The organism is Kitasatospora cinereorecta (genome assembly GCF_024172095.1).
GTDB classification, from domain to species: Bacteria; Actinomycetota; Actinomycetes; order Streptomycetales; family Streptomycetaceae; genus Kitasatospora; species Kitasatospora cinereorecta.
The window spans coordinates 172779-196500 of record NZ_JAMZDX010000009.1 but is presented as its reverse complement, the minus strand read 5'-3'; the positions used below and the strand labels follow the sequence as shown (position 1 = coordinate 196500).

Below are 23722 nucleotides of genomic sequence, written 5' to 3'. Positions count from 1 at the left end.
TCCGATGCGTCAATTCGCGGAGATCGAGGATCTGTCAGCGCTGGTACGTGACGTTCTGGGGGCGCGGTTCCGGGTCGTGGGGGTCGATCGCCTGCGCGGGGGCAGCAAGAAGGGGGTCTACCGGGTCCGCGCCGACGGTCCGCGCGCGGCGAGCGTGATCGTGTACAGATGGGCCGAGGCCGAGAACTTCTGGCCTGACGTGGGCAGTCCGGAGGCCACCGACCCATTCGCTCCCGCTTCCGGGCTGACACCGTTCCTGGCGGCTCAGCGGCGGCTGGACGGTCTGGGGGTGCGGGTGCCGCGGGTCCTCGCGGTCGATGGCAGCCGTACGCGCCAGGACGCGGATGTCGCTGTCGTCGAGGACGTTCACGGTGGCACGCTCGAAGCCCTGCTCGGGACGGATCCGGCGCGCGGGAAGGCCGCGCTCGGCGAACTCGCCGACATGCTGGCGGTGATGCACCGGCAGCTCGGCGCGCAGTACGGCCGGGTGGACGTGCTCGAGCGCGGTGGGACGGCGGTAGGTTCTTCGTGCGAGCAGGTGGTCCTCGACCGCGCCCTGGTGGATCTGGGCGAGGCGGCGGCGCGCGACGGCCGGATCGGGTCGGCGGCCGGTGCGCTGGACGACCGGCTGCGGGAGCTCGCCGAAAGGGTCGCCCCGCGCACGTCGCACGGGCTGATCCACGGTGAGCTCGGCCCGGACCACGTCCTGATCGACGCGAACGGCAGTCCCGTCCTGATCGACATCGAGGGCCTGATGTTCTTCGACGTCGAGTGGGAGCACGTCTTCCTGCAGCTCCGCTTCGGCGAGCACTACGGCCGACTGGCCCGGCCCGGGCTCGACGCGCACCGGCTCGATCTTTACGCGCTCGCGATGCGGCTGTCGCTCGTGGCCGGCCCGCTGCGGCTGCTCGACGGGGACTTCCCCGACCGGGAGTTCATGGCAGGGATCGCCGACCACAACGCGAACGAGGCGCTCTCGCTGCTCCCACGGTAGGGGCGGCCGGTCAGCGGGCGGCCGCGGCGTGCGGGATCAGGGCGTCGTGGCGGCCCGGTCGGACTCGCTGCGCAGGACGCAGAACTCGTTGCCCTCGGGGTCGGCAAGGACCGCCCAGCCGGTGCCGTCGGGGTTGCGGCGGTCGGCGACGAGGGTGGCGCCGAGGCCGAGCAGCCGTTCCACCTCCTGGTCGCGGGAGTCGTCCGGGCGCAGGCAGAGGTGGAGGCGGTTCTTGACGGTCTTGGGCTCGGGCACCTGGTTGAAGTACAGGACCGGTCCTTCCGCGAGCATCACCTGGACCTCCGGGTCGCCCGGCTTGTCGTCCGGGTGGAGCGGACGGCCGGTGACGCCGCTCCAGAACCGGGCCAGCTCGTAGGCGTTCGTACAGTCGATGGCGACGTTCTGCAGTACCGAGAACATGCGGACGAGCCTTCCCGATTTCCGGGCCGGACGCCACCCGCCCGCGTGTCGCGAGCAGCCGCGGGTCATGAGTCAGGGGCTGGTGCCGTCGATCAGGGTGGCGATGCCGTCGAGGAGTCGTTGCAGGCCGAACTCGAAGAGCCGGTCGAGGTCGAAGTCGTAGCCCTCGGCGGTGTGCCGTTGCAGCGCGGGGAAGCGGCCGGTGGCGATCAGGGCCTGCAGGGCCGGTTCCTGGGTGGTCATCCACTCCTCGGCGTCCAGGCCGCTGTCGGCCATCGCCGTGCTCTCCGACTCGACGTTGACGGCGGTGCCGCGTACGTAGTTGAAGAGCGTGAGGTGGGTGGTGAAGGCGGTCCAGGCGTCGAGGCCGCGGCCTTCGAGTGAACCGAGCACCCATTCGGTGAAGGGCAGGGCGGTGGGGATGATCTGGGGCCGCGTCATGGAGAGTGCCGACGCCAGCCAGGGGTGGCGGCGGAAGCCGGCCCAGAGCATCCGGGCGGCCAGGGCGAGCGGCTCGCGCCAGCCGTCGGGCCGTTCGGCGGGGAAGGTCCAGCGGGCGAAGGCGGCGTCCATCATGCGCAGCAGCAGGTCGTCCTTGTCGGCGACGTGCCGGTAGAGGGACATGGTGGCGACGCCGAGTTCGGCGGCGACGCGGCGCATGGAGAGTGCGGGCAGTCCTTCGGTGTCGGCGATCGCGGTCGCGGCAGCGACGATCCGCTCGGCGGTGAGGGCCGCGTCCGGGCCGCTCCGGGGCTCAGGTGCGGGCGCGGGCGCGGGCGCGGCCGGCGGGGTCGGGGAAACGGCCTTGCGCGACGGCGCGGACGAGGGCGGCGGCGAGGGCGCCAGCGGGGCGGCCACCACGGTGCCGACGCCCGGGACGGCGCGGACCAGTCCGGCCCGGCGGAGTTCGGTGAGGGCCTTGGTCGCGGTCGCCATGGCCACGCCCCACTGCCGGGTGATCTCGCGGGTGGAGGGCACCCGGTCGCCCGGTGCCAGCTCGCCCTGCTCGATCCTGGCCCGCAGGTCGTCGACGATCCTGCGGTACCGCGCTCCGTCGGTCCGGTCCACGACAGTCCTCCGCACTAGTGCACCTTGCTCTGCCGGTCAGCCTAGCCATCCCCGCGCCCGGACCGTCCGAGGGCAGTGCACCACTCACCGAGAGCACTAGTGCACCATCGGCAAATGCCCTGGCCATGACCGGATTTACGGCTTGCGAGGCAGATGCGTACAGCGTACATTCAACGGCATGGGGAACACCGACATCCTGATCTCGGGCGGCGGCATCGCCGGCCCGGCACTCGCCCACTGGCTGCACGCGGCCGGCTTCACGGTCACCGTCGTGGAGCGCGCCCCGGCCCCGCGCCCGGGCGGCCAGACCGTCGACCTGCGCGGCGCCGGACGCACCGTGATCACACGCATGGGCCTGATGGACCGCGCCCGCGAGCTGAGCCTCGACCAGAAGGGCCTCGCCACCGTCGACTCCGCCGGCCGGATCACCTCCCGGCTGCCCGCCGACGCCTTCGGCGGCGAGGGCATCGTCTCCGAGATCGAGATCCTCCGCGGCGACCTCGCCGGCCTGCTGTACGAGGACACCGCGCCGTACACCGAGTACCTGTTCGACGACACCGTGACCGCCCTCGCCCAGGACGCCGACGGTGTCACCGTCGACTTCGAACGGGCCGGGACCAGGCGGTTCGCCGCCGTCATCGGCGCCGACGGGCTGCACTCGGTGGTCCGCGGGCTGGCCTTCGGACCGGAGTCGGACTGCGTCCGCCCGCTCGACCTGTATCTCGCCTGGTTCACCGCCGAGACCGACCTCGACCTCGACGGCTGGTACCTGATGCACAACGCCCCCGGCGGACTGGTCGCCTCGGCCCGCCCCGGCCGGCTGCCCGGCGAGGTCAAGGCCGGTTTCGGGTTCCGCTCGGGGCCGCTCGACCTCGACCGGAGAGACACTGCCGCCCAGCAGGACGCCGTCGCCCGACGGTTCGCCGGAGTCGGCTGGGAGGCGCCGAGGCTGCTGGACGCGATGCGCCGCTCCACCGACTTCCACCTGGACTCGCTCGGCCAGGTCCACCTCGACGGCTGGTCCCGCGGCCGGGTCGCCCTGCTCGGCGACGCCGGCTACTGCCCCTCGCCACTGACCGGACTCGGCACCAGCCTCGCTCTCGTCGGCGCCTACGTTCTCGCCGGCGAGGCGGCCGCCGCCGGAGGCGACCTCGCCGCCGCCTTCCGCCGCTACGACCGGGTGATGCGGCCGTACGTCACCAAGGCACAGGAGCTGCCGCCCGGCGGGGCCGGCGGCTTCGCGCCCAACAGCGCCCTGGCGATCCGCCTCCGCGCCATGTCGATGCGGTCGATGAACCGCTGGCCGATGCGGCAGCTCATGGCCGCCCAGTTCGCCAAGGCCGGCGACATCGCCCTCCCCGCGTACCCGCTCCCGGCCGCCTGCTGAGTGGTCGGCGCTCGAAGTCCTTCGGGGGTTGACCCCGGCGTCGGCGGGAGCTTCGGCGGAGACAGTGAGGTGGAGCTCGTCCGCTCGTCAGCTGAGCAGAGTCGCCGTCATCTCGCCCGGGTTGCAGCCGGCCTGGGCGACCGGTTCTCCGTTCCGCCCCCAGATGCCGGAGCCGCCGGAGGTCTGCGCGAAGGAGCCGCTGGGTCCGGCCGCAGTGGCGAGCACGACCCAGATGCCATGGGCAGCGGCGCGCTCTCGCATGTGGGCATCGCGGCGGGCCGCAGAGTCGGCGCCAGGACCGTAGAGGGTACTGGCCACGTAGGCATCGATGCCGAGTGCTGCCGAGTCGGCGGCGTGCTGGGGCACGGCAGCGTCGTAGCAGATGGCCAGGCCGAGCCTCCATCCGTCGACGGTGACCACCGCTGGCTTGTCGCCGGGGCTGAACCGGTCGAACTCGGCCCCGTGCAGCCACATCTTCCGGTACGCCACCGTCACGCCGTCACCGGTGACGGCCAGAGTGGCGATGTATTCGCGGCCGTCCTCGTGGCGGATCGGCGCGCCGACCAGTGCCACCGAGCCGGCGACACGGCAAGCTTCCACCAAGGGCCGGAGGCGGTGGTCGTCCGCAGCCAGCGGCGACGCGTCGAGGTCGTATCCGGTGAGGGAGAATTCGGGGAAGACCACCAGTCTCACGTCTGCCTGTTCAATGGCCCGCGCGTGTTCCCTGACGTTCGCCGGGACGTCCACGCCGGCCCACACGGGTTGGACGGCAGCCACCGTGAGCGGCTCTCTCATCGCGTTCCCCTCATCCCTCGGAGCGCAGACGCGCATGGACGTGCACGTCGTGCCGGCCGTCCGCCTGGAGCCATGCACTGCGGCGCACGCCCTCGACTGCGAAGCCGGTCTTCTCGGCAACGCGGCAGGACGCCGTATTGCCCATGGCGTGTTCCAGATCAAGACGGTGCAAGCCGGCCACGTCGAAGGCCCACGATGCCATCGCTTCGACGGCCCGCGAACAGACGCCCCTTCCCCGAGCCGCCGGGACGGTCCAGTAGGCGACATCGGCGGTGCCGTCCGCGAACTTCAGTCCCTTCAATGCTGCGCGAGCCAGCAGGACGTCGGTCTCGGAGTCGACCACGGCCCAGTGCGCGCCGGTCTCGGATGGCCAGCCGCCCTGCCAGCCTGCGATCCACTCCTGCGCCTCGGCGACGGAGTCCGCGCGCTGCACATGCCAGCGCTGGATCTCCGCGTCCTGGTAGGTGTCCATCACAGCCTGGGCATCGCCGAGAGTCCAGGGTCGCAACAGCACGCCGTCGCCGGCCGGCAAGGTTGGTTGGGGTTGTGCGGCGACGGAGCCCACCGGAACCGTTGAGTGGACAAGAGTAGGCATGGCCTGGATTATTCAAGATCGCCAGCCGGGTCGTCCAGCGGTTGCGGCAGGCTGCGGCTGCCCTGATCCACTTCTGCCGATCGGCTTGCCTGCCTTGCCTGTTGTCGCCGCACGCCAAATCGTTTGGACAGCCGCAGAGCGCCACCGATCGAAGAACACCGCCACCTGACGGTTCGTCGCACCGGACGAGCCGGGGGTGGCGCCGCGAGGGGGCGATCACCTAGGGTCGTGGGCGGCTTGGTGGGGGCATGGCGAATCGGCACCGCACTGCGTCATGGGGTCGGACCACCGTCGGGGGATGAGCGTGGCTGGTAGTTTCGGGGCGCTGCTGCGCGAGCACCGGCTTCGCGCCGGGTGGACGCAGGAGGAGCTGGCGGAGCGCTCCGGCGTCTCGCCGCACGCGATCAGTGTGCTCGAGACCGGACGGCGGCAGCCGCGCCTGTCGTCGGTCGCCTGGCTGGCCACCGCCCTCGGACTGGACGCGGCCGACCGGGAGGAACTGCTCGCGGCCGCCACCCGCCGCTCCCCCGCCGCGGCCGCAGGCACGGGCACCGGTACCGGCGCGGCAACCACCCCGGGCGCGGCAACCGCCAAGAGCCGGCCCGCCTCCCCGGCCTCCGCCGACCTGCTGTGCCAACTCCCCTCCGACACCCGGCTGTTCACCGGCCGTACGGCGGAGCTGGACCGGCTCCTGGCGCTGGCCGAGGCGGCGCCCGGCGGGAGCGACGCCGGGATGGTGGTGATCTCGGCGATCGACGGGATGGGCGGTGTCGGCAAGTCGGCGCTCGCGGTGCACGCGGCCCACCGGATGCGCGGGAGCTTCCCCGACGGGCAGCTGTTCATCGATCTGCACGGCCACACCGCCGGTCTCGCACCGGTGACCGCCGACGACGCGCTGGAGCGGTTGCTGCACTCGCTCGGCGTGCCTCCGCAGTCGATCCCGCAGGATCTCGGCGCCCGCGCCGCCTTCTACCGTGAGCGGCTGGCCGACTCCCGGACCCTGATCGTCCTCGACAACGCGGTCAGCACCGCGCAGGTGCGGCCGCTGCTGCCGGGGACGCCGGGCTGTCTGGTCGTCGTCACCAGCCGGCGACGGCTGACCGGGCTGGACGACGCCCACACCCTCGCGCTCGACACCCTCGGCCCGGCCGAGGCGGCCGCGCTGCTGCACAAGGTCGCCGGTCCCGGCCGCATCCCGGCGGAGGATCCGGCGATCGGCGAACTGATCGCGCTCTGCGGCCATCTGCCGCTGGCCGTCCGGATCGCCGCCGCCCGGCTGCGGCACCGCCGCGCCCTGCGGATCGAGGACCTGGTCGAGCAGCTGCGGGACGAGCACGACCGCCTCGACCGGCTGAGTGACGAGGACCGCGATCTGGCCGCGGTCTTCGAGACGTCCTTCACCGCCCTGCCGGAGGCCGAGCAGCACCTGTTCGAACGGCTCGGCCTGGTGCCCGGACCGGACTTCGACGCGTACGCGGCCGCCAACCTCATCGGGGGCGATCTGCGCACGGCGGAGCACCTGTTGGAGTCCCTGCTCGACCACCACCTGGTCCAGCAGCACACGGCCGGCCGCTACCACTTCCACGACCTCGTCGGCCTCTACGCCAGGACGCGCGCCGGGGCCGGGGACCGGGACCCCGAGCGGGAGGCCGCGTCGGAGCGGCTGCTCGACTACTTCGAGCACACCGCGCGCGAGGCGTACCTCCACCTGGTGCAGCACAGCCGTCCCGGCGCGGCGCGCACCGTCCCGGCGCCGGCGGTGGCGCCCCGGATGTCCGACCGGGCCCGGGCGCTGGCCTGGATGCGGGCCGAGCGGGGCAATCTGCAGGCGGCCGCCGCCCGAACGCCGGTCCCCGGCCGGGCGATCGCCCTGAGCGCGGCGCTGGCTCCGTTCCTGCTCCAGGAGGGTCCGTGGCAGCAGGCGATCGAACTGCACGGCGCCGCGGCCGCTGCGGCGCGCGAGGCGGGCGACCGGCACGGCGAGGCGGGCGCGCTGACGGACCTGGGCCGGGTCCGGCACGCGCTCGGGGAGATCACCGACGCGGGCGAGCTGCACGAGCGGGCGCTGGCGATCCACCAGGAGCTCGGCGACCGGCACGGCGAGGCGGGCGCCCTGGAGGAGGTGGGCCGGTGCCGCTACATGATCGGCGAGTTCCGGACCGCGCTCGGCCTGCACGAACGGGCGCTGGCGATCCACCAGGAGCTCGGCGACCGCCTGGGCGAGGCCAGCGCGCTCTGGGGCATCGGCCGCGCCCACAACGCCTGCGGGGAGTACCCGGCCGCGTCCGACGCGCTGGAACGGGCCCTGGCGGCCTTCGTGGCCGTGGGCAAGCGCCTCGGCGAGGCCAACGCCTGCTGGGACCTGAGCCGGGTCCGGCACGCGACCGGCGACCTCGCAGCTGCGGGCGAGCTGCTGGAACACGCCCTGGCGATCATGGAGGAGCTGGGCAACCGGCACGGCGCGGCCAACATCCTGTGGAGCCTCGGCCAGCTGCGGATCACGACCGCCACCTACCCGACCGCGTCCGACGCCCTGGAACGGGCCCTCGCGATCTATCTCGACCTCGGCAAGCGCGACGGCGAGGCGTACAGCCTCAAGGACCTGGGCCGGGTGCGCTTGGAGACCGGGGACATCGCCGCCGCGACCGAGCTGCTGGAACGGGCGGTGGCGATCTTCCGCGAGGACGGTCTGCGCTACAGCGAGCTCAATGCGGTGCACCACCTGGGCCGCGCCCGGCACGCGGGCGGCGAGACCGCGGCCGCGGCGGCCCTGTTCGAGCAGGCCCGGGCTTTCAACCGGGACATCGGCGACCGGGCCGGCGAGGCCGAGGTGGTTGTCAGTACCGCCGCCCTCGCCGTCGACACCGACGGGCCGCTCGCCGGACTCGCCCTGTACCGGGAGGCCCGGCAGCTCGCCGGCGACGACACCAGTCCGCTGAACGAGGCCAGGGCCCTCGAGGGCGCCGCCCGCTGCCTCGAGCTCACCGGCGACCGCGCTGCCGCGGCGGCCGAGCTCCGGCAGGCCGTGGACCTCTACCGCCGACTGGGCGCGGCCGAGGCCGAGCCGGCGGCGGCCCGGCTGGCCCTGCTGGAGCCGGACGCCGGCTGAACCGCGGGCTGATCCGCGGCGACCCGACCGCGCTCGAACCGCGGACCGGAACGGTACTCGCACCTCCACGGGTCCCCTCCCCCTGCCCCGTCCCTGACCCGGCCGTACACCCCGTCCCCGGTGCGGCGAGGCCGTCGTACGGACGATCGGAACGCCAAGCGAACGCAAGGTCCGCGCCATGGGGCGGGCGACGGCTGCCGCCCAGGATGACCGGTGACGCCGCAGCACCGGCCAGGTGGCCACCGACCGGTCGCGCGGCGTGGACCCGACCCGTCGCGAATCCCGCCCGGCGACGGCCGTCCCGCCGAGCAGCGCGGACCGGCCCGACCGGGCTGTTGGGGGAACCATGCTGACCGTCACCTTCGGTGTGCCGGACCTCGCTCGCACCCGCTTCGTCGTCTCACCGATGGACCACGTCGTCACCGCCCTGGCCGGCTCCCACCCCTGGTCGGGCGCCCGCCGCGACCGCTGGTGGCGCCGGATGCGCGGCCGCGTGCCGTACGCCGCCGCCCCGCTGTTCGACCTGGTGAACACCGTCCGCGCCGGCATCCCGGACTTCCTGGTGACCCATGTCCCGAGCAGCCGCCGCACGCTCGCCGACGAGCTCGACGCCCTGCTCGCCGCCACCCCGGCCGACCTGCGGCAGGCCCTGCCCGGGCACGGCGCCGAGCGGGGTCTGCCGCGCATCGTCGTCGAGCTCCGCGAGGGCGACACCCGCGGGCTGCGGCGGCTCGCCGAGGGCGCCCGGGCCGTCTTCCAGACCTGTCTCGCCCCGGACTGGCCCGACCTCCAGCGTCACCTGCAGGCCGACATCGCCCGCCGCACCCACCTCGCCGGCGAGGCCGGGATCGGCGCGGTACTGGCAGGGCTCCACCCGCGGACCGTCTGGCAGGAGGACGGCGTGCTCCGGTGCGCGGTGGCCGGACCGGACCGGAGCGTCGACCTGGACGGCCGCGGCCTGGAGCTGCGCCCGAACTTCTTCGTCCAGGACGGGGTCGACGCCGTACTCGTCCGCCGCCGGCCACCGGTGCTGCTCCACCCGACCTCCGGCGGGCCGGTCGGTCGCGAGCGGCCCGCGACCGACCGGCTGGCCGAGCTGATCGGCCCGGCGCGCGCCCGGGCCCTGCGGGCCGTCGGCCAGGAGCCGTGCAGCACCACCGAACTGGCCCGCCGCCTCGGGCTGACCGCACCCACCGCCAGCGCGCACGCCACCGCACTGCGCACCGCGGGCGCCATCACCACACAGCGGCAGGGCCGCCGGGTGGAACATGTGGTGACGCACCTTGGACACGTCCTGCTCGAGGGCCATGCACAGCTGCAGGACGACCTCGCGGTTCAGCCGTCGACCGGATCGGCCCTGATCGCGCCGTAGGCGATGCCACGTTCGCCGTGCCATGACGGTTGCCTCGCCTTCGGGGAGGGACGGTGGAATCGTGCTGCGCGCGCAGCACGATGGTCACCGCCGCACCGGTCCGCCGTCGAGCTGTTCGACCACTACCGAACAGTGCCGGGACGTCAGGACGACCGGCGGACCGACGGACCGTCAGCCGGTCACGCCGACCGGACCGTCCCAGGCGTTGCGGTCGACGGTGAGGGCGACGCCGCCGTACGTCTCGCGCTGGTTGACCTGGTACTGGTGGCCGCGGCGGTGGCCGGCGAAGAGTCCGGCGCCGAAGGGGAAGCTGCCGGTGGTGTCGGCGGCGCCGTCGTACTTCGCGTACCAGAGCGCCTCGGGCAGGTCGGGCTTGCCCTGGGCGGCGGCGTTCGCGATGCCGGCGGCCGAGGAGGAGGAGAAGCCGTAGAACCCGGGTCGGTAGGAGCGGGACGCGACCGCCCGGTCGAAGGCCTGCGTGTAGGCGAGCACGGCGTCCCCGCAGGCGGTGTCGGCGCTGTTGTACGCCTCCACGTCCAGGTAGAGGGTGCTGCCGGCCCGCATGCCGAGCGCGGACGCCTTGGAGACCGCGTCGGCGCCGTCGGCCGCGCCCAGCGAGTCCGCGGTGGCGGCGGTGATCTTCTCCGGGCTGCTGCCGGTCTGGCACGGCGGCTGCGCACCGACGTACAGCGGGATCAGCTTCCACCCGGCGGCGGAGACCGACTGCACCCAGGAGGCGGTCAGTTGCGGCTGCGCGCAGCCGCGGTTCTTCCCGCCGACGTACACCGCGACCGCACCGTACGGCGAGGTGCCCTGCCAGGCGGTCATGGTGGCGAGCGGCGGGGCCGTGCAGGTGTCGAAGGCGAGCCCGGTGAACACGCTGCCCGAGGAGCTTCCGGCCGGCGGACCGGCGGGCGCGGCACCGGGCCCGCCGCCGGGCGCCGTCGACGCACCGGCCGGCGCGTTCCCCGTCCCGTTCGGCGACGCCGAACGGGACGCCGCGGCCGAGCCCGAGGCGGACGCCGACGCGGACGGGGAAGCCGATGCCGACGGGGACGCCGTCCCGGACGCCGAGGCCGTCGCGTCCGGTGCGCCCGCGGTCGCCGCCCCGGATCCGTCCGCCGCGGCGGCGGCCCGGCGGGGGTCGTCCGCCGGCTTGGCGCAGCCGCTCAGCGCCAGCGCGCTCGCGGCGAGCAGGCAGGCGGCGGAGAGCTGGGCGCTGCGCCGCGCGCGAAGGGAGCCGTTCGGCACGAGGGTCCTCACAGGTCGGTCGGCGGGTGGGGCGAGTGACAGGGCGCTATGAATATCACCTGGTGATCATTACGTTCCAGTCGGGTCCGGCCGCCGACCAGGACGCTTACGCCCGCCACAGCCGCAGGTCGCCATCATGGTCCCGACCGTTCATCGCTGGGGAGGCGACATGGGGGACCAGGCGACCGGAGGAGCCGGACCGGGCCTCGGGAGTGCGGAGGCGTCCGACCCGGCCGCCGCGACCACACCGGGGAAGGCGAAGACGAAGCGCCGGATGCCGTTCTGGCAGGAGGCGCCGGTCCTGGTCGTCGTCGCGCTGGCGCTCGCGCTGCTGATCAAGACGTTCCTGGTGCAGGCGTTCGTCATCCCGTCCGGGTCGATGATGAACACCCTCGGGATCGGCAACCGCGTGGTGGTCGACAAGCTCACCCCGCACCTGGGATCCGGACCGTCCCGGGGCGAGGTCGTGGTCTTCCACGACCCGTCCGACTGGCTGGGCGACGAGCCGGCGCAGAAACCGAGCGGCAACCCCGCCGTGCGCGGCGTCCGGTCCGCGCTGGGTTGGATCGGCCTGTTGCCGTCACCGGACGAGAAGGACCTGATCAAGCGCGTGATCGCGGTGGGCGGAGACACCGTCAGCTGCCAGGGCACCGGGCCGGTCTACGTCAACGGCAAGCCCCTGGACGAGCCGTACCTCTACCCGGGTGCGACGCCCTGCGGCGACCGGAACTTCGGCCCGCTGGCGGTGCCCGCCGGCTCGATCTGGGTGATGGGCGACCACCGCAACGACTCCCGGGACTCCCGCTACCACATGGACGAGCCCGGCGGGGGGAGCGTGCCGGTCGACAAGGTGATCGGCCGTGCGATGGTGGTCGCCTGGCCGGTCGGCAGCTGGAGGACCCTGCCGATCCCCGACACCTTCGCGCGGACCGGAATCGGCTCCCACCCCGCTGGTACGCCCTGACCTGCGGGAACGCAACGGCGCCCGGCTCCGCCACGCTTTCGGCGGCGGAGCCGGGCGCCGGAGTCCTCCGGTCGGGGGGATCAGCAGGGGAAGGTGCCGCTGTACAGGGCGTGGCCGTTGGACGAGGTCCCGGTGCCGAAGCCGTAGATGCCGTCGTCGGACCAGACCGCCTCGCGGAAGCCGTTTACGCAGGTGGAGGTCGGCGCGATCGCGAAGCCCTCCAGGTTGTCGACCGGCATGACGGCCGGGTTGGTGTACGTCACGTCCGGCACGATCGCGCCACTGGCGTCGACCTTCATCAGGGTGTGCGTCTCACCGCAGGTGTTGTCGCAGGTCGCGACGATGCGCTGGGTGCCCGCGTCGAACGTCACGTCCATCACCGAGACCTTGCCGGTCGCGATCGTGCCGAACGTGGTGAACGTGCCGTCCGAGTTCAGACCGTAGACGTGCAGCGTGCCGTCCCACTCCAGGCCGGCGAAGAACAGGCCCGAGCCGTGCAGCGGGTAGTTCGCCGGGTTGTAGGCGGCACCGGTCAGCGGGTCGACCCAGCCGTTGCCGGTCAGCCAGCTGTCCGGCACGTAGCCGACGCCCTCGAAGCCCAGGTTGGCGTCGTCCTTGTTGCCCGTGTTGAGCTGCGGGAACTGCGCGGTCATGTCCCACTGGTGAATTGGCGTCAGCGTCGAACCGGTCGCGGCCGGGTCGAACTCCATGACCGTGTCCTTGGGGACCGTGTTGTTGGCGTTGTCGCGCTCGGAGGTCACGTAGATGTGGCCGTTGCTGCCGACCGTCAGACCCTCGGAGTCCGGCTGGCCGGTGCCGCCCGCGAAGCGGATCTGCTTGCCGGTCGCGCTCCACGACGCGTCCGGGATCCACTTGCCGTTGCTCTTCACCAGCTTGTACAGCCAGTTCTTGTTCTTGGCCGCCCACAGCACCGACGGGTTCGCCGGGTCGAACGCCAGCCCGCTCACGTCGCGGCCCTCCGGGCCGGTGGACGTGGTGAACGCGCAGACGTTGTCGGCGATCGTCACGTCCAGCCCGCCCGGCCACGCCAGGGTGCCCGCCGGGGTGGAGCCCGTACCGGACGGCGCCTCCGGGGTGCAGCCGCTGGTCAGCGCGCCGCCACCGCCCAGCAGATGGCCGGTCTGACCGCCGCCGCCACCGCCGCTGCCCGAGCAGGAGTTCGCGCTGCCGAACGTCGCGCTCGCGGAGGTCTGGAACACGCCGGCACACCGCTCGTCCGACGGCGAGGCACCACTGGGCGCCCAGGTCACCGAGTCGATGGTGTTGCCGCTGCCGTCGATCAGGAACAGCGAGTCGTTTCCGCCAAGACCGATGCCGGAGGTGAACGTGACGTAGCCTCCCGCCGGGATGCTGGTCGCGCTCGGCGAGGACGACGAGACGGTGACCGGCGAGTGGGTGGTGTCGTTGTCGACGTACTTCCACGAGCCGATGCCGACCGCGCTCGTGCCGCCGTTGTACAGCTCCACGGTGTCAGCGCCGTCCGAGGTGACCTCGTTGATCCGCACCTTGCTCGCCGCCGGGATCGACGCCGGACAGCCGGAGGCGTTGGCGGCGCCGAACGTGGTCGCCGCGGTCGTGGTCACCCACGCCCCGGTGCCGTCGCCGCCGCAGCGCGCCATCGCCGGCTTCGCGCCGTTGGTGGCCCACTCGACCCGGTCGACCACCGTACCGTCGGCCGTGTAGATCACCACCTTGTCCGAGTCACCCAGCCCCTTGGGCGAGTTGAAGGTGACGAAGCCACCGGCCGGGATCGAGCTCGACGACGGGCTGAACGACTGCGGCGAGAAGCTGTCGTCGGACATCTTCCAGCCGCTGATGCTCACGGTGGTCGAGCCGCTGTTGTACAGCTCGACCGTGTCGTTGTTCGACGAGGTGACCTCGTTGATCCGAACGTTCTGGTAGCCGGCCGGGTCGGCGGCCGCCGCGGGCTGCGCAGCGACCATCCCGGTGAGCACCAGACCTGAGAACGTCAAGGCAGCGGCGCTCACGGAGGCGACGCCGACACGCATGTGAGTGGTAGGCACGACGCCGAACTCTGACGGCGGCACCTTGAAACCGCGTGTACTCCCGCTGAATACCGCCCGCTCGCCACCCGAACGCCCGGCGCCCGCCGCACCACCCGAACCGGAACCCGCCTCCCGCCACACCACGCGCACACCACCCGCACCGGACCTCGACGGGAAGCCGTTGCGCGCCCCGCCCCCAACCCGACCGGAACCCGGGCGACTTCCCCGCAGCGCCCACCGGGACGGCCGGGCGAGGGGTTGCTCGGATCGTGTGCGATAGGTTGCCGGTCATGACTGACATCGAACGCGTCTGGCCTCCCGCCCCGATACGGACCGAACGCCTGGTGCTGCGCGAGCCCGAGGCCCGGGACCGAGCGGCGGTCATCGAGCTGTTCACCTCGCCGGAGGTGGGCACCTACATCGGCGGTCCCCGGGCGCGCGAGGAGATGGAGCGGGCGGTTCCCGAGGTGCCGAGGCGGCGTCCCGGACTTCTCGTGGTCGCTCTCGACGAGGCGATGATCGGCATCGTGACGCTGGACCCGCGCGCCGCGGAGCGGCCGGGTCACGTCCGTCCGGAGGCCGGAGAGACCGAGCTCGGCTACATGTTCCTGCCGCAGGCGTGGGGTCGCGGGTACGCCGGCGAGGCGTGCGCGGCGGCGCTGGACTGGTTCTCCGAGGTGCTTCCCGGCGAGCCGGTGGTGCTCACCACCCAGACCGCCAACGACCCCTCGATGCGCGTCGCGGCGAAGCTGGGGTTCACCGAGGTGGAGCGGTTCGAGGAGTTCGGCGCCGAGCAGTGGTTCGGCGTGCGCCACCCGCTCACGCCGGCCGGCTGAGCCCTCCGGCGGGGCACACGACGACAGGAACGACCCGCAGCGGAGTTCGACCGCGCGGCACGCAGGAGTGATCCGACGTGCCGCGCGGCCCTCGGGCCCGTTGTACGTGGTGTCACCTGCCCGTCTCCTCGCCCCTCGGAGCCCCCATGACGTCCACGTCGTCCGTGCCGGCCGCGTCCCCGCCCGACAGCCGCAGCGCGCTGCGCCGGAGCCTCGGCGAGTGGCGGATCGGGCTGGTGGCCTGGCGGTTGATCGTCCTCCAGGCGGCGCATCCCGCCGTCGCGGCCGGCATGGACCGGTACTCGACGTACCGCGCACACCCATGGCGCCGCATCCAGCACACGGTGGACTCCGGGGCGCGGCTGTTCTCCGCGGGTCCGGAGGAGCGCCGGTTGGAGGTGGCCCGGTTGGCCCGTACCCATCGCCGGATCCACGGCACCGACGACGCGGGGCGACCGTACACCGCCGAGGATCCGGAGGTGCGCGCCTGGGTGATGGTGACGCTGTACGAGGCGATCACGGCGATGCACGAACTGTCCGGCAAGCGCCTGCGACCGGCCGAACTCGACGATCTGTACGACGAGTTCAGGGACGTCTGCGCGGCGCTGGAGATCCCCGACGAGGTGCTGCCGGCGACGGCGGCGGACGTGCCGCCCTACCTGGAGCGCCATGTCCGCGAAGTGCTCGAGTACGGGGACGTGGTACGTCATCTGCTGTTCGGGATCCTCCGCGAGGCGCCGGCCCCTCGGCGGATCGGACGGCTGGCGCCCGCGTGGCCGCTGCTGCGGGTCGCCGCGGCCCGCACGCTGAGCAGCCTGACGGTGGCCGACCTGCCGCCGGCGTGGCACGAGCGGTTCGGGACGCGGCGGACGCGGCCCGCCGCGGCGTTGTCGTGGGCGGTGCACCGCGGTGTGCGGCACGTCATGACCCGCCTTCCCGAGCACCTGCGCTACCGCCACCGCCCCTCCCCCACCGCCGACGGCCGACCGGCCCCGCGGCGTACGCCGGCCCGTCCGGCGAGCCGGCCGCGTACCGTCGACTCGCGCCGGGCCCGACTGGAGGCGTTCTTCCACCAGGTGCTGGACCAGACCGGCGACGGACGGGTCGACTCGGCCGACCTCCAGGCGATGGTCCACAACGTCTGCTGGCAGCTGGAACTCCCCGTCGAGCGGGAGGACGTGCTCTACGCCGCGTTCGAGACCTGGTGGCAGCAGCTCCGCACGGCCATGGACGCCGACGGCGACGGCACCGTGGACTGCGAGGAGTTCGTCTCGGCGATGCTCGCCGGGGTCGACCGGGACCCGGCCTACCTGGAGCACGGTCTGGTGCCGGCGGTTCGTGCGCTGTTCCGGGCCGCGGACGCCGACGGCGGCGGCCACCTGTGCGCGGACGAGTACCGCGTCCTCTTCGGCGGATCACGGGTCCACCCGGCCGAACTCAACGACGGTTTCCGCCAGTTGGACACCGACGGCGACGGCCGGATCAGCGAGGAGGAGTTCGTCACCGCGTTCGCCGACTTCTTCACCGCCCGGACGGACGCCGTCGCCGGCGCAGCCCTCCTCGGCCGCCCCTGACACCCGGTGCGGGCGTCCGGCTCCACGCGCTCGCGCACCTGTCACCCGGACGTCGGGCGGCTACCCGGCCGGGGTCTCCAGCCCGGTGGTGCGGCGGACGGTCTCGAAGCCGACCACCTCGATCCGGGGAGTGTTGTCGACGTCCCGGGTGAGGTGGACCGCGTTGCCGACCAGCAGCCCGCCGGTCATCACGTAGCTGCCGTCGTCCATGACCCCGAGCGGCATGGTCCGCGGCCCGAGGCGGAGGAACAGGTCGAGGCCGCTGCGGGTGAGGCGGTAGCCGCCCTCGTAGTGGCCCAGGTACGGCGCGGTGGCGCCGGGGTCGGTCGGGAAGGTGCGGCGTCCGAGGGCGCGCAACTCCTCCAGGGCGGCCAGGTGGGCGGTGTGGACCTTGGCGGGGACACCCTTGTTGAGGCCGAACCGCTCGCTGAGCAGCAGGTTGAGGACGTAGAGGTAGAAGTGCTGCCCGGTCGGGGACGGGTTCGTTCCGTTGAGCACGACCAGCCCGAGGTCGTGCTCGGGCAGGAAGCCGATGTACGAGGTGAAGCCGTCGATCCCGCCGTTGTGCCAGATCAGCGAGGTGCCGTCGCAGAACCGGTGGCGGATCCAGCCCATCCCGTAGCCGGATTCGGTGACGTCCGGGTCGAAGTCGGGCGAGACGGGGACCGGGATGTGCGGCTTCCAGCACTCGGCGAGGTTCTGCGCCGACACCACTTGGTGGCCGTCGACGGAGATGCCGTGGCGCAGCTGGAGGCGGACGTAGGCGGCCATGTCGTCGAGGGAGGCGAGGGTGCCGCCGGCCGGGGCGTAGCTGCCGACCGGCCCGTAGGCGAGCGGTCGGTTGGCGCCGGTGAGGTCGGGTGCGTAGCCGCGCATGAAGTCGGTGACCAGTCCGCGGGGGTCGTCCGCGATCCGGGCGCCGGCCATGCCGGTGGGCCCGTACACCCGGCGCTGCATCTCGTCGGCGAACGTGCCGGTGAGGGCGTCGGCGGACACGCCGTCGGCGAGCAGCGGCAGGTAGCCGCCGGCGGAGTACACCGTGTTGTTGTAGCGGAACGTCGTGTTCGGCGGCGCCACCACCGGCAGGGTGACCAGGGAGCGGAGCAGCTGCGGGGCGGCAGGGTCGCCCTCGTGCAGGCCGGAGAGGGCGGGCGGCTCGTCGATGCCGGTGGCCATGCCCAGCAGGTCGCGGACCCGCAGCGAGCGGGTCAGCCGGTCGGTGGGTGCCCGGAAGCCGGGCCAGGCGTCGACGGCCGGCTGGTCCCACGCCAGGCGTCGCTGGTCGACGTGGGTGGCGGCGAGCAGCGAGGTCATCGACTTGGTGGTCGAGGCGACCAGGAAGCGGGTCGAGGAGGTGACCGGCGCACGGCTCTCCACGTCACGTACGCCGAGTGGGAGGGTGAGCAGGACCCGGTCCGCGCTGACCACGGCCACGGCCGCGCCGGCCAGGCCCATCGCGGTGAACTCCTCGCGTACCCGGGCGGCGAAGGCGTCCCACTCGTCCGTCGGGTCCACCGGGGCCGGTCCATCAGCCGGTTCCGCCGCCCACGCCGGGGACGGTGACCGGACGCCCAGCCCGGCGCCCAGCCCGGCCGCCGCCAGCCCCTTGAGCAGCGTCCGGCGGGTCGAGTCGGTGGATGAGGTGGACGAAGTGGACGAGACAGCGGTCGCGGCGTCGAGCCCCACCGGCGTTCCCCTCACTGCTACGGGCGGGAGACACCCGGATTGCGCCGGCCGTCACCCGCTGCCTGAACCGTGCGGCCGACCGCCCTCCCGGACGAACCTGGGGCCGCCCCGCCAAGCTATCCGGGCATCCGCGGGGAGCCGCCGGACACTCCGTCCCGCGGTCCGATCGTCATCCGATCAGCGCCGTCCGGTACCTCCGACGGACCGTCAGCGGTTCACGGCCCGCATGCCCGCCTCGTCGTAGCGCTCGCCCGCCACCGCGGGCAGTTCGGCGTCGATGCGGGCCAGGTCGTCGGCGGTCAGCTCGACGTCCACGGCGCCCGCGTTCTGCTCCAGGTAGGTGCGGCGCTTGGTGCCCGGGATCGGCACCAGGTGCTCGCCCCGGGCCAGGACCCAGGCGATCGCCAGCTGAGCCGGGGTGACGTCCTTCTCCGCGGCGATCTCCTTGACCTTCTCCGCGAGCCGGAGGTTGGCGCGCAGGTTGGCCTCGGTGAAGCGCGGGTTTCCGCGGCGGAAGTCGTTCTCCTCCAGTTCGTCCGGGGAGCTGAAGCGGCCGGCGAGGAAGCCGCGGCCGAGCGGGGAGTACGGGACGAAGCCGATGCCGAGTTCGCGGCAGGTGGGCAGCACCTCGGCCTCGACGTCCCGGGTCCACAGCGAGTACTCGCTCTGGACGGCGGTCACCGGGTGGACGGCGTGGGCGCGGCGGATGGTCGCGGCGCTCGCCTCGCTCAGCCCGATGTGCCGCACCTTGCCCTCGGCGACCAGTTCGCCGAGGGCGCCGACGGTCTCCTCGATGGGCACGTTCGGGTCGACGCGGTGCTGGTAGTACAGGTCGATGCGGTCGGTGCCGAGCCGTTCGAGCGAGCCGTGGACGGAGCTGCGGACGTGCTCGGCGGAGCCGTCCTGCCGTCCCACCGTCGACATGTCGCCCGGCACGGCGTGGTCCATCCGGTGGTTGAACTTGGTGGCGATGACGTACTCGTCGCGGTGTCCCCGGATCGCCTCGCCGACCAGGGACTCGTTGGTGAGCGGACCGTAGACCTGGGCGGTGTCGAGGAAGGTGATGCCGAGTTCCAGGGCGCGCCGGATGGTCGCGGCGCCCTCGTCCTGGTCGGCGGTGCCGTAGAAGGCGGACATACCCATGCAGCCGAGGCCGATGGCGGACACCCGGAGATCCCGCAGAGTGCGTTGTTGCATGTGACGTCCCAGCCCTTGCTCTCGTCGTTCCGTCGACTCGTTCCGTCGGCCCGAGGTCCCCTCTCCATCTAGCGACGGATCCCGGCGCCCGGCATCCCGTGGGGACGGTTCCGCTGGGTGGCGTACCCACTCAGGGAGTGACGTCCACGTCGACGGTGTAGTCCTGCTGGTCGGGCGGGCAGGGCTTGGCCTCGCCGCAGCTGGTGCGCCGGGCGGTCAGCCGGACCGATCCGGTGGCACGGGCGACGAACCCGGTGGTGACCGTCCCGCAGCCGGCGCCGGGACGGCAGGACGGCACGGCGGAGGTCGAGGGGGTTCCCGTGGGGGCGAGCAGGTTCGGATCGGAGCTGGTGACCGGCGACCAGTAGGTGCTGTGCAGGTCGGTGCGGACGGTCGCGCCGACGGCGACCGTGACCCGGGTGTGGTTGGCGCCCTCGTCCAGGGCGACGGGGGCCGCCCCGGCCGCGGTGACGGGGCCGCTCGCGCCGGACGGCCCGCACCCGGTGAGCGCCACCGGTCCGAGCACGGCGAGGCCGAGCGTGAGGATCGCCTTCAGGGGCACCGTCTTCATGGCGGGGACTCCGTTCGCTGTGCGGGTTCTCTGTGCTGGTTCTTTGCGCGTGGGTGAGACGCGGTGACACCCCGATCGGATCCACCGACGGGGACACGACGACACCGGGGCGGACCGCAGACGGCCCGCCCCGGTGTCGCGTCAGGTCCCGGTCAGGAGACGTTGAGCGCGGTGTCGTCGATCACGAAGCTGGTCTGCAGCGAGGAGTCCTCGGTGCCGGTGAACTTCAGGGTGACGCTCTGGCCGGCGAAGGCCGACAGGTCGAAGGACTTCTGGACGTAGCCGGTGGCCGCGTTCACGTTGGAGTAGGTCGCCAGCGTGGTGGAGCCGGCCTGGACGGTCAGCTTGTCGTACGCGGTCGAGCCGGTCTCGGCGGTGTCGATGTGCATCCAGAAGCTGAACGTCGCCTTGCAGCCGGCCGGGATCGAGACGGTCTGCGAGACGCTGTCGCTGTGGGCGGAGCCGTAGCCGTCCATCCAGGCCTTCCAGGAGCCGCCGTGGGCGGCCTCGGAGGCGGAGTTGTCGACCACGCCCGAGGAGGCGGTCCACGGGGCCGCGGAGCCGGTCTCGAAGCCCGCGTTACCGATCAGCTGCGCCGCGGTGCAGGTGCCACCGCCGGTGGGGGCCTCGGTCCAGGTGAAGCTCGTGGAGCCGGCGGCGCCCGTGGTGTCGGTGGCGGTGACCGTCACCGAGGAGGTGCTGGCGGCGGTCGGGGTGCCGGAGATCAGGCCGGTGGCGGAGTTGATCGCGAGGCCGGCCGGCAGGCCGGTGGCCGCGTAGGTCAGGGTCTGGCCCGACGCGGAGTCGGAGGCCTGGATCTGCAGGCTCGCCGCGGTGCCGACGGTGCCGGACTGGCTGCCCGGGTTGGTCACCGTCACGGTGTTGGTGGTGCCGTGGGTGAGGATCGCGTGGGTGATCGCGCAGGAGTTGGTGTCATTCGACCAGCTGGCCTGCTCGGCAAAGGTGCCGAACGGGCCGAAGCTGACGTTGGCGGCGCCGCCGGCCTGGCCGGGCTTGATCCAGGCGCACTCGTCCGAGTTCTCCTGGCCGTTGTAGCTGCTGCCCGACACGTGGTTGGTCCAGCCGCCGGCCGGGTTCTGGTCGGACATCATCTCGTGCCACTCGTGGCCGAGGGTCATCGTCCAACCATCGAGGGTGCCGGGCGAGTTGACGAAGCCGACACCGCAGGACGCGCCCATGTCGATGTTGTACGGCTGGTTGGAGAACGCGATGTCGCCGTACGGCGAGCTGGCCGCGCCACCGGTCAGCGTGGTGTCGCCGTTCCAGTCGTGCCAGGCGCAGTAACCCTGGGTCGGGCTCTGGTAGTTGTCCGGGTTGGTGCCGTGCGGCGACAGGATCACGTAGTACGCGTCGCGGTTGGACGCGGCCGTGGTGTTGCCGAAGTGGGCGGCCGCGTTGACGGCCTCCACGCCCAGCTGGTGGCCGGTCGCGGACGCCGGGGAGGCTGCCGCGTTGTCGTACCAGACACCGGACAGCACGCCGCCGCTCTGGTACGGCACGAAGTTGGCGTTGGCCGGGCAGCTGGTGGCGCCGGCGGCGACGCTCGCGCCGTCGCACCACTGGGTCAGGTCGGCCGACCAGGTCTCGCCGTTGGTGCCGATGCCCTTGAACATGTTCTGCGTGGCCTGCGCGGCGCCCGCCGAGTCGCCGGAGAACTTGGCGTTCCCGTTGGCGTCGGTGGTCTGGGTGCCCCACTGGTTGCCGTAGAACACCAGGTACACCTTGGAGTGGCCGCTCTGCACGCCGATGCCGTCGACACCGCCGCCGTACGACAGCGTCTGCTGGCCGGTGGCCGCCGCCTGGAGCTGGTGCGCGATGCGCTCCCGCTTCTGCGCCGCGTACTGCTTCATCCCCGGGATGTTGCTCTGCGTGAGCGCCGGGCTGAACGGGTTGAACTCGTTGGAGATGCCACTGGAGTCGGCCGCGAGACCGCTGTGGTGGGCCTGGCCCGAGACCGCCGCCGAGGCCTGCTCGGGAGCGGTGGTGGCCTGCGCCGGAGCCGCGGTGACGGCGAGTCCGGCGGCGGCGAGCGCCAGCGAAGCGGCGCCGGTGAACGCCGCCAGCCTGGTACGCCTGGTGGTGGGGGAACTACCCATCGATGGGGGGAGCCTCTCTCATGCCGACCGTCCGCACGCCGGTGGGCGTCGGACGGTCGAATCCGGACAGAAGCCGACGGTGGGGGCACGGCCGGAAAGGGAATCCCGCGCGCTTCAACACCCGCGCAACGGGACCCGATCCGGAAATTCCGCGCATGGCCTGGCGAGCTGATGACTCGTCATGTGGGGCTGGCCGTCCGTCTGCGGGCTGAAGCAAAGCAGAGGCGCCGACAGGCAGTCAATGGATCCGCATAAGGAAACATTCAGGAATGCCGTATCCGCAGGTGGAGGCCGTGGAAAGCTTTCCCCAACACCCCCTTCAGGGCATCAACAGTATTGAACTCGACTCTTCTGTTGAACGGTCTTCAAGCTGAATTCGCTACTATTCCTTTGCGAATGCTTGGAGATGGAGGCGACAGAGTGACGCCCCGTCTCACAGACCCTTTCGAAAGACCGTTGAGCTGTGCCGGACCTCCATCCCTACGCGCAGGCCTCGCTGATTCATCGCGATGGTCGGTTGATCTTGTGTCCGTGATGTCGCGTAGATCCCTGTCCATGGACGGGGCCGGTGAGGGCTGCGCGTCGGCTGTCGTGCCGGGCAACGCCGGGGTTCCACGGTCCCGGAGACTCCGGGGCCCTCCTCTCGGTGCTCGTGGGAACCTTGAGTCGGCGTTTGCGCCGGCCACGGACCAGGAGGGCGGGAACGTGGAGGATGCGGTGGCGCGGGGTCTTGGGGGTGGCCTTGGCCTCCTCGCCGTCCAGGGCGAGGAGTTGGAGCCAGGCTCGCAGGTCGGAGGCGATGGCGGTGGCCGTCGGCCAGGCGGTGTTCACGGTCATCTCGCGGGAGGGCAGCAGGCCCATGCCCGAGGCCTTCTGGTCGCGGATCTTCGGCTCGACGCGGGCGTGCTTGCGGTGCTCGCCGGTGGCCGGCTGCCACAGGCCCAGGCGGTCCACGATCTCGATGACGGACTGCTCGCGCCCGGTGGCCCGCCCAGCCGACGGAGTACTCCCAGCGGAAGGTGGGGCCGGCCCGGCCGCCCGCACCGTCACCACGGGACGGCTGGTGCGTGTGACCGGAGCGCCACAAGCACATGCGCCGCGCGGCGGATCCGGCTGCTCAGTCCTCCGATCCGGCGGCGACCGTCTCGTAGGCGTATCCGTCCCGGCGAAGTGCCTGCACGAGGGCTTCGACTTCGACAGCGGTTCCGAGGGGTTCCCCGGCCTTCGCCGCCCTCAGCCTGCCGATCGCCTCGGCCGGGCTGTAGTCGAGGATCTCCCGCAGGTGGCGGGCCGCCGCGACGGTCCCGTCCCGGCCTTCCACGAGCCGGACCCGGAATCCTCCGAACTGCGCCAGCAGTCCTTCCCTGACGTCCTCCGGCCCGGGCCCGTCGCCGTAGTCGTCACTGACCAGACCACAGTTCTCGCACTGCCATTCGTCGAACCAGCCGAACTTCTCCATCACGATCTGCTGGCCCCGCGAGCCCGTCACGTCATGACCGCACTTGCTGCAGGTCAGCTGGTAGTCGAGTGCGCGGTAGATCATTTCCTCTTCCCGCTCCCGTTCCACCCACGGATGTTCATGTACCTCCGGACAATCTCATAGAACTTGTCCGTCGGGGCGAGGTGGGCGGCGTTCCGGGCCTCCGATGGCTTGGGGTGGTGCTTCCTGACGTAGGTCTGCGGCCGTTCGCCTCGCCCGGGCCTCGGCGCAGGCCAGGAGCGCACTGCCCAGGTAACGGCACCGGTGCTCGGGGTGGAC

20 protein-coding genes and 1 pseudogene are annotated in these 23722 nt (G+C 72.5%); 8 read left to right on the top strand and 13 right to left on the bottom strand.

The window, feature by feature from the left end; translation table 11 throughout:
* Nucleotides 1-4: 4 nt before the first annotated feature.
* Entirely contained in the window at nucleotides 5-994 is a 990-nt protein-coding gene (locus FHR36_RS38150) for a phosphotransferase family protein (RefSeq protein ID WP_253804822.1), read from the top strand.
* Between the two features lie 36 nt (nucleotides 995-1030).
* Here the strand turns inward: FHR36_RS38150 and FHR36_RS38145 are convergent, their stop codons facing one another.
* Together FHR36_RS38145 and FHR36_RS38140 are read right to left on the bottom strand one after the other, a co-directional pair.
* The gene (locus FHR36_RS38145) at nucleotides 1031-1414 is read right to left on the bottom strand and encodes a VOC family protein (RefSeq protein ID WP_253804821.1); all 384 of its coding nucleotides are present in this window, start codon (nucleotides 1412-1414) and stop codon (nucleotides 1031-1033) included.
* A gap of 72 nt (nucleotides 1415-1486) precedes the next feature.
* Complete coding sequence (locus FHR36_RS38140; RefSeq protein WP_253804819.1) at nucleotides 1487-2482, bottom strand: TetR/AcrR family transcriptional regulator C-terminal domain-containing protein; 996 nt, start codon at nucleotides 2480-2482, stop codon at nucleotides 1487-1489.
* A 178-nt stretch (nucleotides 2483-2660) separates the two neighbouring features.
* On the opposite strand from FHR36_RS38140, the gene FHR36_RS38135 reads away from it, so the two are divergent.
* Complete coding sequence (locus tag FHR36_RS38135) at nucleotides 2661-3869, top strand: FAD-dependent monooxygenase (RefSeq protein ID WP_253804817.1); 1209 nt, start codon at nucleotides 2661-2663, stop codon at nucleotides 3867-3869.
* Between the two features lie 87 nt (nucleotides 3870-3956).
* Here the strand turns inward: FHR36_RS38135 and FHR36_RS38130 are convergent, their stop codons facing one another.
* Both FHR36_RS38130 and FHR36_RS38125 read right to left on the bottom strand, forming a co-directional pair.
* Nucleotides 3957-4664 carry a carbon-nitrogen hydrolase family protein gene (locus FHR36_RS38130; RefSeq protein WP_253804816.1) on the bottom strand — a complete coding sequence of 236 codons (708 nt, stop codon included), beginning with the start codon at nucleotides 4662-4664 and terminating at the stop codon, nucleotides 3957-3959.
* A gap of 10 nt (nucleotides 4665-4674) precedes the next feature.
* Nucleotides 4675-5259, bottom strand: coding sequence for a GNAT family N-acetyltransferase (locus FHR36_RS38125; protein WP_253804814.1), 585 nt, complete (start codon nucleotides 5257-5259; stop codon nucleotides 4675-4677).
* A 298-nt stretch (nucleotides 5260-5557) separates the two neighbouring features.
* Here FHR36_RS38125 and FHR36_RS38120 point away from each other — a divergent pair, with 298 nt between their 5' ends.
* Together FHR36_RS38120 and FHR36_RS38115 are read left to right on the top strand one after the other, a co-directional pair.
* Entirely contained in the window at nucleotides 5558-8368 is a 2811-nt protein-coding gene (locus tag FHR36_RS38120; RefSeq protein WP_253804813.1) for an ATP-binding protein, read from the top strand.
* 346 nt (nucleotides 8369-8714) lie between these two features.
* A complete protein-coding gene (locus FHR36_RS38115) occupies nucleotides 8715-9740 on the top strand; it encodes an ArsR/SmtB family transcription factor (RefSeq protein ID WP_253804811.1) in 1026 nt (341 codons plus the stop codon).
* Nucleotides 9741-9911: 171 nt separating this feature from the next.
* On the opposite strand, the gene FHR36_RS38110 is transcribed toward FHR36_RS38115, so the two are convergent.
* A complete protein-coding gene (locus FHR36_RS38110; RefSeq protein ID WP_344586200.1) occupies nucleotides 9912-10619 on the bottom strand; it encodes a glycoside hydrolase domain-containing protein in 708 nt (235 codons plus the stop codon).
* Here FHR36_RS38110 and FHR36_RS38105 point away from each other — a divergent pair.
* Both FHR36_RS38105 and lepB read left to right on the top strand, forming a co-directional pair.
* Complete coding sequence (locus tag FHR36_RS38105; RefSeq protein WP_253804806.1) at nucleotides 10612-11043, top strand: hypothetical protein; 432 nt, start codon at nucleotides 10612-10614, stop codon at nucleotides 11041-11043. The genes FHR36_RS38110 and FHR36_RS38105 overlap by 8 nt on opposite strands.
* A 117-nt stretch (nucleotides 11044-11160) precedes the next feature.
* Nucleotides 11161-11955, top strand: a complete 795-nt coding sequence (gene lepB / locus FHR36_RS38100) for a signal peptidase I (RefSeq protein WP_407660894.1) — start codon at nucleotides 11161-11163, stop codon at nucleotides 11953-11955.
* A gap of 80 nt (nucleotides 11956-12035) precedes the next feature.
* Here lepB and FHR36_RS38095 read toward each other — a convergent pair whose 3' ends face one another.
* Nucleotides 12036-13949, bottom strand: coding sequence for a lamin tail domain-containing protein (locus tag FHR36_RS38095; RefSeq protein ID WP_253804804.1), 1914 nt, complete (start codon nucleotides 13947-13949; stop codon nucleotides 12036-12038).
* Nucleotides 13950-14272: 323 nt separating this feature from the next.
* Between FHR36_RS38095 and FHR36_RS38090 the strand changes: the two genes are divergently transcribed.
* A complete protein-coding gene (locus FHR36_RS38090) occupies nucleotides 14273-14818 on the top strand; it encodes a GNAT family N-acetyltransferase (RefSeq protein WP_253804802.1) in 546 nt (181 codons plus the stop codon).
* 146 nt (nucleotides 14819-14964) lie between these two features.
* Complete coding sequence (locus FHR36_RS38085) at nucleotides 14965-16392, top strand: oxygenase MpaB family protein (protein ID WP_253804801.1); 1428 nt, start codon at nucleotides 14965-14967, stop codon at nucleotides 16390-16392.
* A gap of 60 nt (nucleotides 16393-16452) precedes the next feature.
* On the opposite strand, the gene FHR36_RS38080 is transcribed toward FHR36_RS38085, so the two are convergent.
* The 7 genes and pseudogenes from FHR36_RS38080 to FHR36_RS38055 all read right to left on the bottom strand — a co-directional run bounded on the left by FHR36_RS38080 (nucleotide 16453) and on the right by FHR36_RS38055 (nucleotide 23530).
* On the bottom strand, nucleotides 16453-17907 hold the full coding sequence (locus tag FHR36_RS38080) for a serine hydrolase domain-containing protein (RefSeq protein WP_253804800.1): 1455 nt from the start codon (nucleotides 17905-17907) through the stop codon (nucleotides 16453-16455).
* A gap of 39 nt (nucleotides 17908-17946) precedes the next feature.
* A pseudogene (locus FHR36_RS40460) lies at nucleotides 17947-18078 on the bottom strand (twin-arginine translocation signal domain-containing protein); the annotation flags it as partial.
* Nucleotides 18079-18285: 207 nt separating this feature from the next.
* Complete coding sequence (locus tag FHR36_RS38075; protein WP_253804798.1) at nucleotides 18286-19275, bottom strand: aldo/keto reductase; 990 nt, start codon at nucleotides 19273-19275, stop codon at nucleotides 18286-18288.
* Between the two features lie 130 nt (nucleotides 19276-19405).
* The gene (locus tag FHR36_RS38070; protein ID WP_253804797.1) at nucleotides 19406-19846 is read right to left on the bottom strand and encodes a hypothetical protein; all 441 of its coding nucleotides are present in this window, start codon (nucleotides 19844-19846) and stop codon (nucleotides 19406-19408) included.
* A gap of 152 nt (nucleotides 19847-19998) precedes the next feature.
* Nucleotides 19999-21963 carry a putative Ig domain-containing protein gene (locus FHR36_RS38065; protein ID WP_253804796.1) on the bottom strand — a complete coding sequence of 655 codons (1965 nt, stop codon included), beginning with the start codon at nucleotides 21961-21963 and terminating at the stop codon, nucleotides 19999-20001.
* Between the two features lie 501 nt (nucleotides 21964-22464).
* Nucleotides 22465-22917 (bottom strand): transposase, encoded by a 453-nt coding sequence (locus FHR36_RS38060; RefSeq protein ID WP_253804794.1) that lies wholly within the window; start codon nucleotides 22915-22917, stop codon nucleotides 22465-22467.
* A 163-nt stretch (nucleotides 22918-23080) separates the two neighbouring features.
* On the bottom strand, nucleotides 23081-23530 hold the full coding sequence (locus FHR36_RS38055) for a helix-turn-helix domain-containing protein (RefSeq protein ID WP_253804793.1): 450 nt from the start codon (nucleotides 23528-23530) through the stop codon (nucleotides 23081-23083).
* Between the last annotated feature and the right edge of the window lie 192 nt (nucleotides 23531-23722).

What these genes read in the sequence shown, in the direction of transcription:
- FHR36_RS38090 (WP_253804802.1), top strand. Translation starts at nt 14,273, where the DNA reads ATGACTGACATCGAACGCGTCTGGCCTCCCGCCCCGATACGGACCGAA.
- FHR36_RS38150 (WP_253804822.1), top strand. Translation starts at nt 5, where the DNA reads ATGCGTCAATTCGCGGAGATCGAGGATCTGTCAGCGCTGGTACGTGAC.
- FHR36_RS38065 (WP_253804796.1), bottom strand. Translation starts at nt 21,963, where the DNA reads ATGGGTAGTTCCCCCACCACCAGGCGTACCAGGCTGGCGGCGTTCACC.
- FHR36_RS38130 (WP_253804816.1), bottom strand. Translation starts at nt 4,664, where the DNA reads ATGAGAGAGCCGCTCACGGTGGCTGCCGTCCAACCCGTGTGGGCCGGC.
- FHR36_RS38115 (WP_253804811.1), top strand. Translation starts at nt 8,715, where the DNA reads ATGCTGACCGTCACCTTCGGTGTGCCGGACCTCGCTCGCACCCGCTTC.
- FHR36_RS38120 (WP_253804813.1), top strand. Translation starts at nt 5,558, where the DNA reads ATGAGCGTGGCTGGTAGTTTCGGGGCGCTGCTGCGCGAGCACCGGCTT.
- FHR36_RS38085 (WP_253804801.1), top strand. Translation starts at nt 14,965, where the DNA reads ATGACGTCCACGTCGTCCGTGCCGGCCGCGTCCCCGCCCGACAGCCGC.
- FHR36_RS38070 (WP_253804797.1), bottom strand. Translation starts at nt 19,846, where the DNA reads ATGAAGACGGTGCCCCTGAAGGCGATCCTCACGCTCGGCCTCGCCGTG.
- FHR36_RS38125 (WP_253804814.1), bottom strand. Translation starts at nt 5,259, where the DNA reads ATGCCTACTCTTGTCCACTCAACGGTTCCGGTGGGCTCCGTCGCCGCA.
- FHR36_RS38135 (WP_253804817.1), top strand. Translation starts at nt 2,661, where the DNA reads ATGGGGAACACCGACATCCTGATCTCGGGCGGCGGCATCGCCGGCCCG.
- lepB (WP_407660894.1), top strand. Translation starts at nt 11,161, where the DNA reads ATGGGGGACCAGGCGACCGGAGGAGCCGGACCGGGCCTCGGGAGTGCG.
- FHR36_RS38075 (WP_253804798.1), bottom strand. Translation starts at nt 19,275, where the DNA reads ATGCAACAACGCACTCTGCGGGATCTCCGGGTGTCCGCCATCGGCCTC.
- FHR36_RS38145 (WP_253804821.1), bottom strand. Translation starts at nt 1,414, where the DNA reads ATGTTCTCGGTACTGCAGAACGTCGCCATCGACTGTACGAACGCCTAC.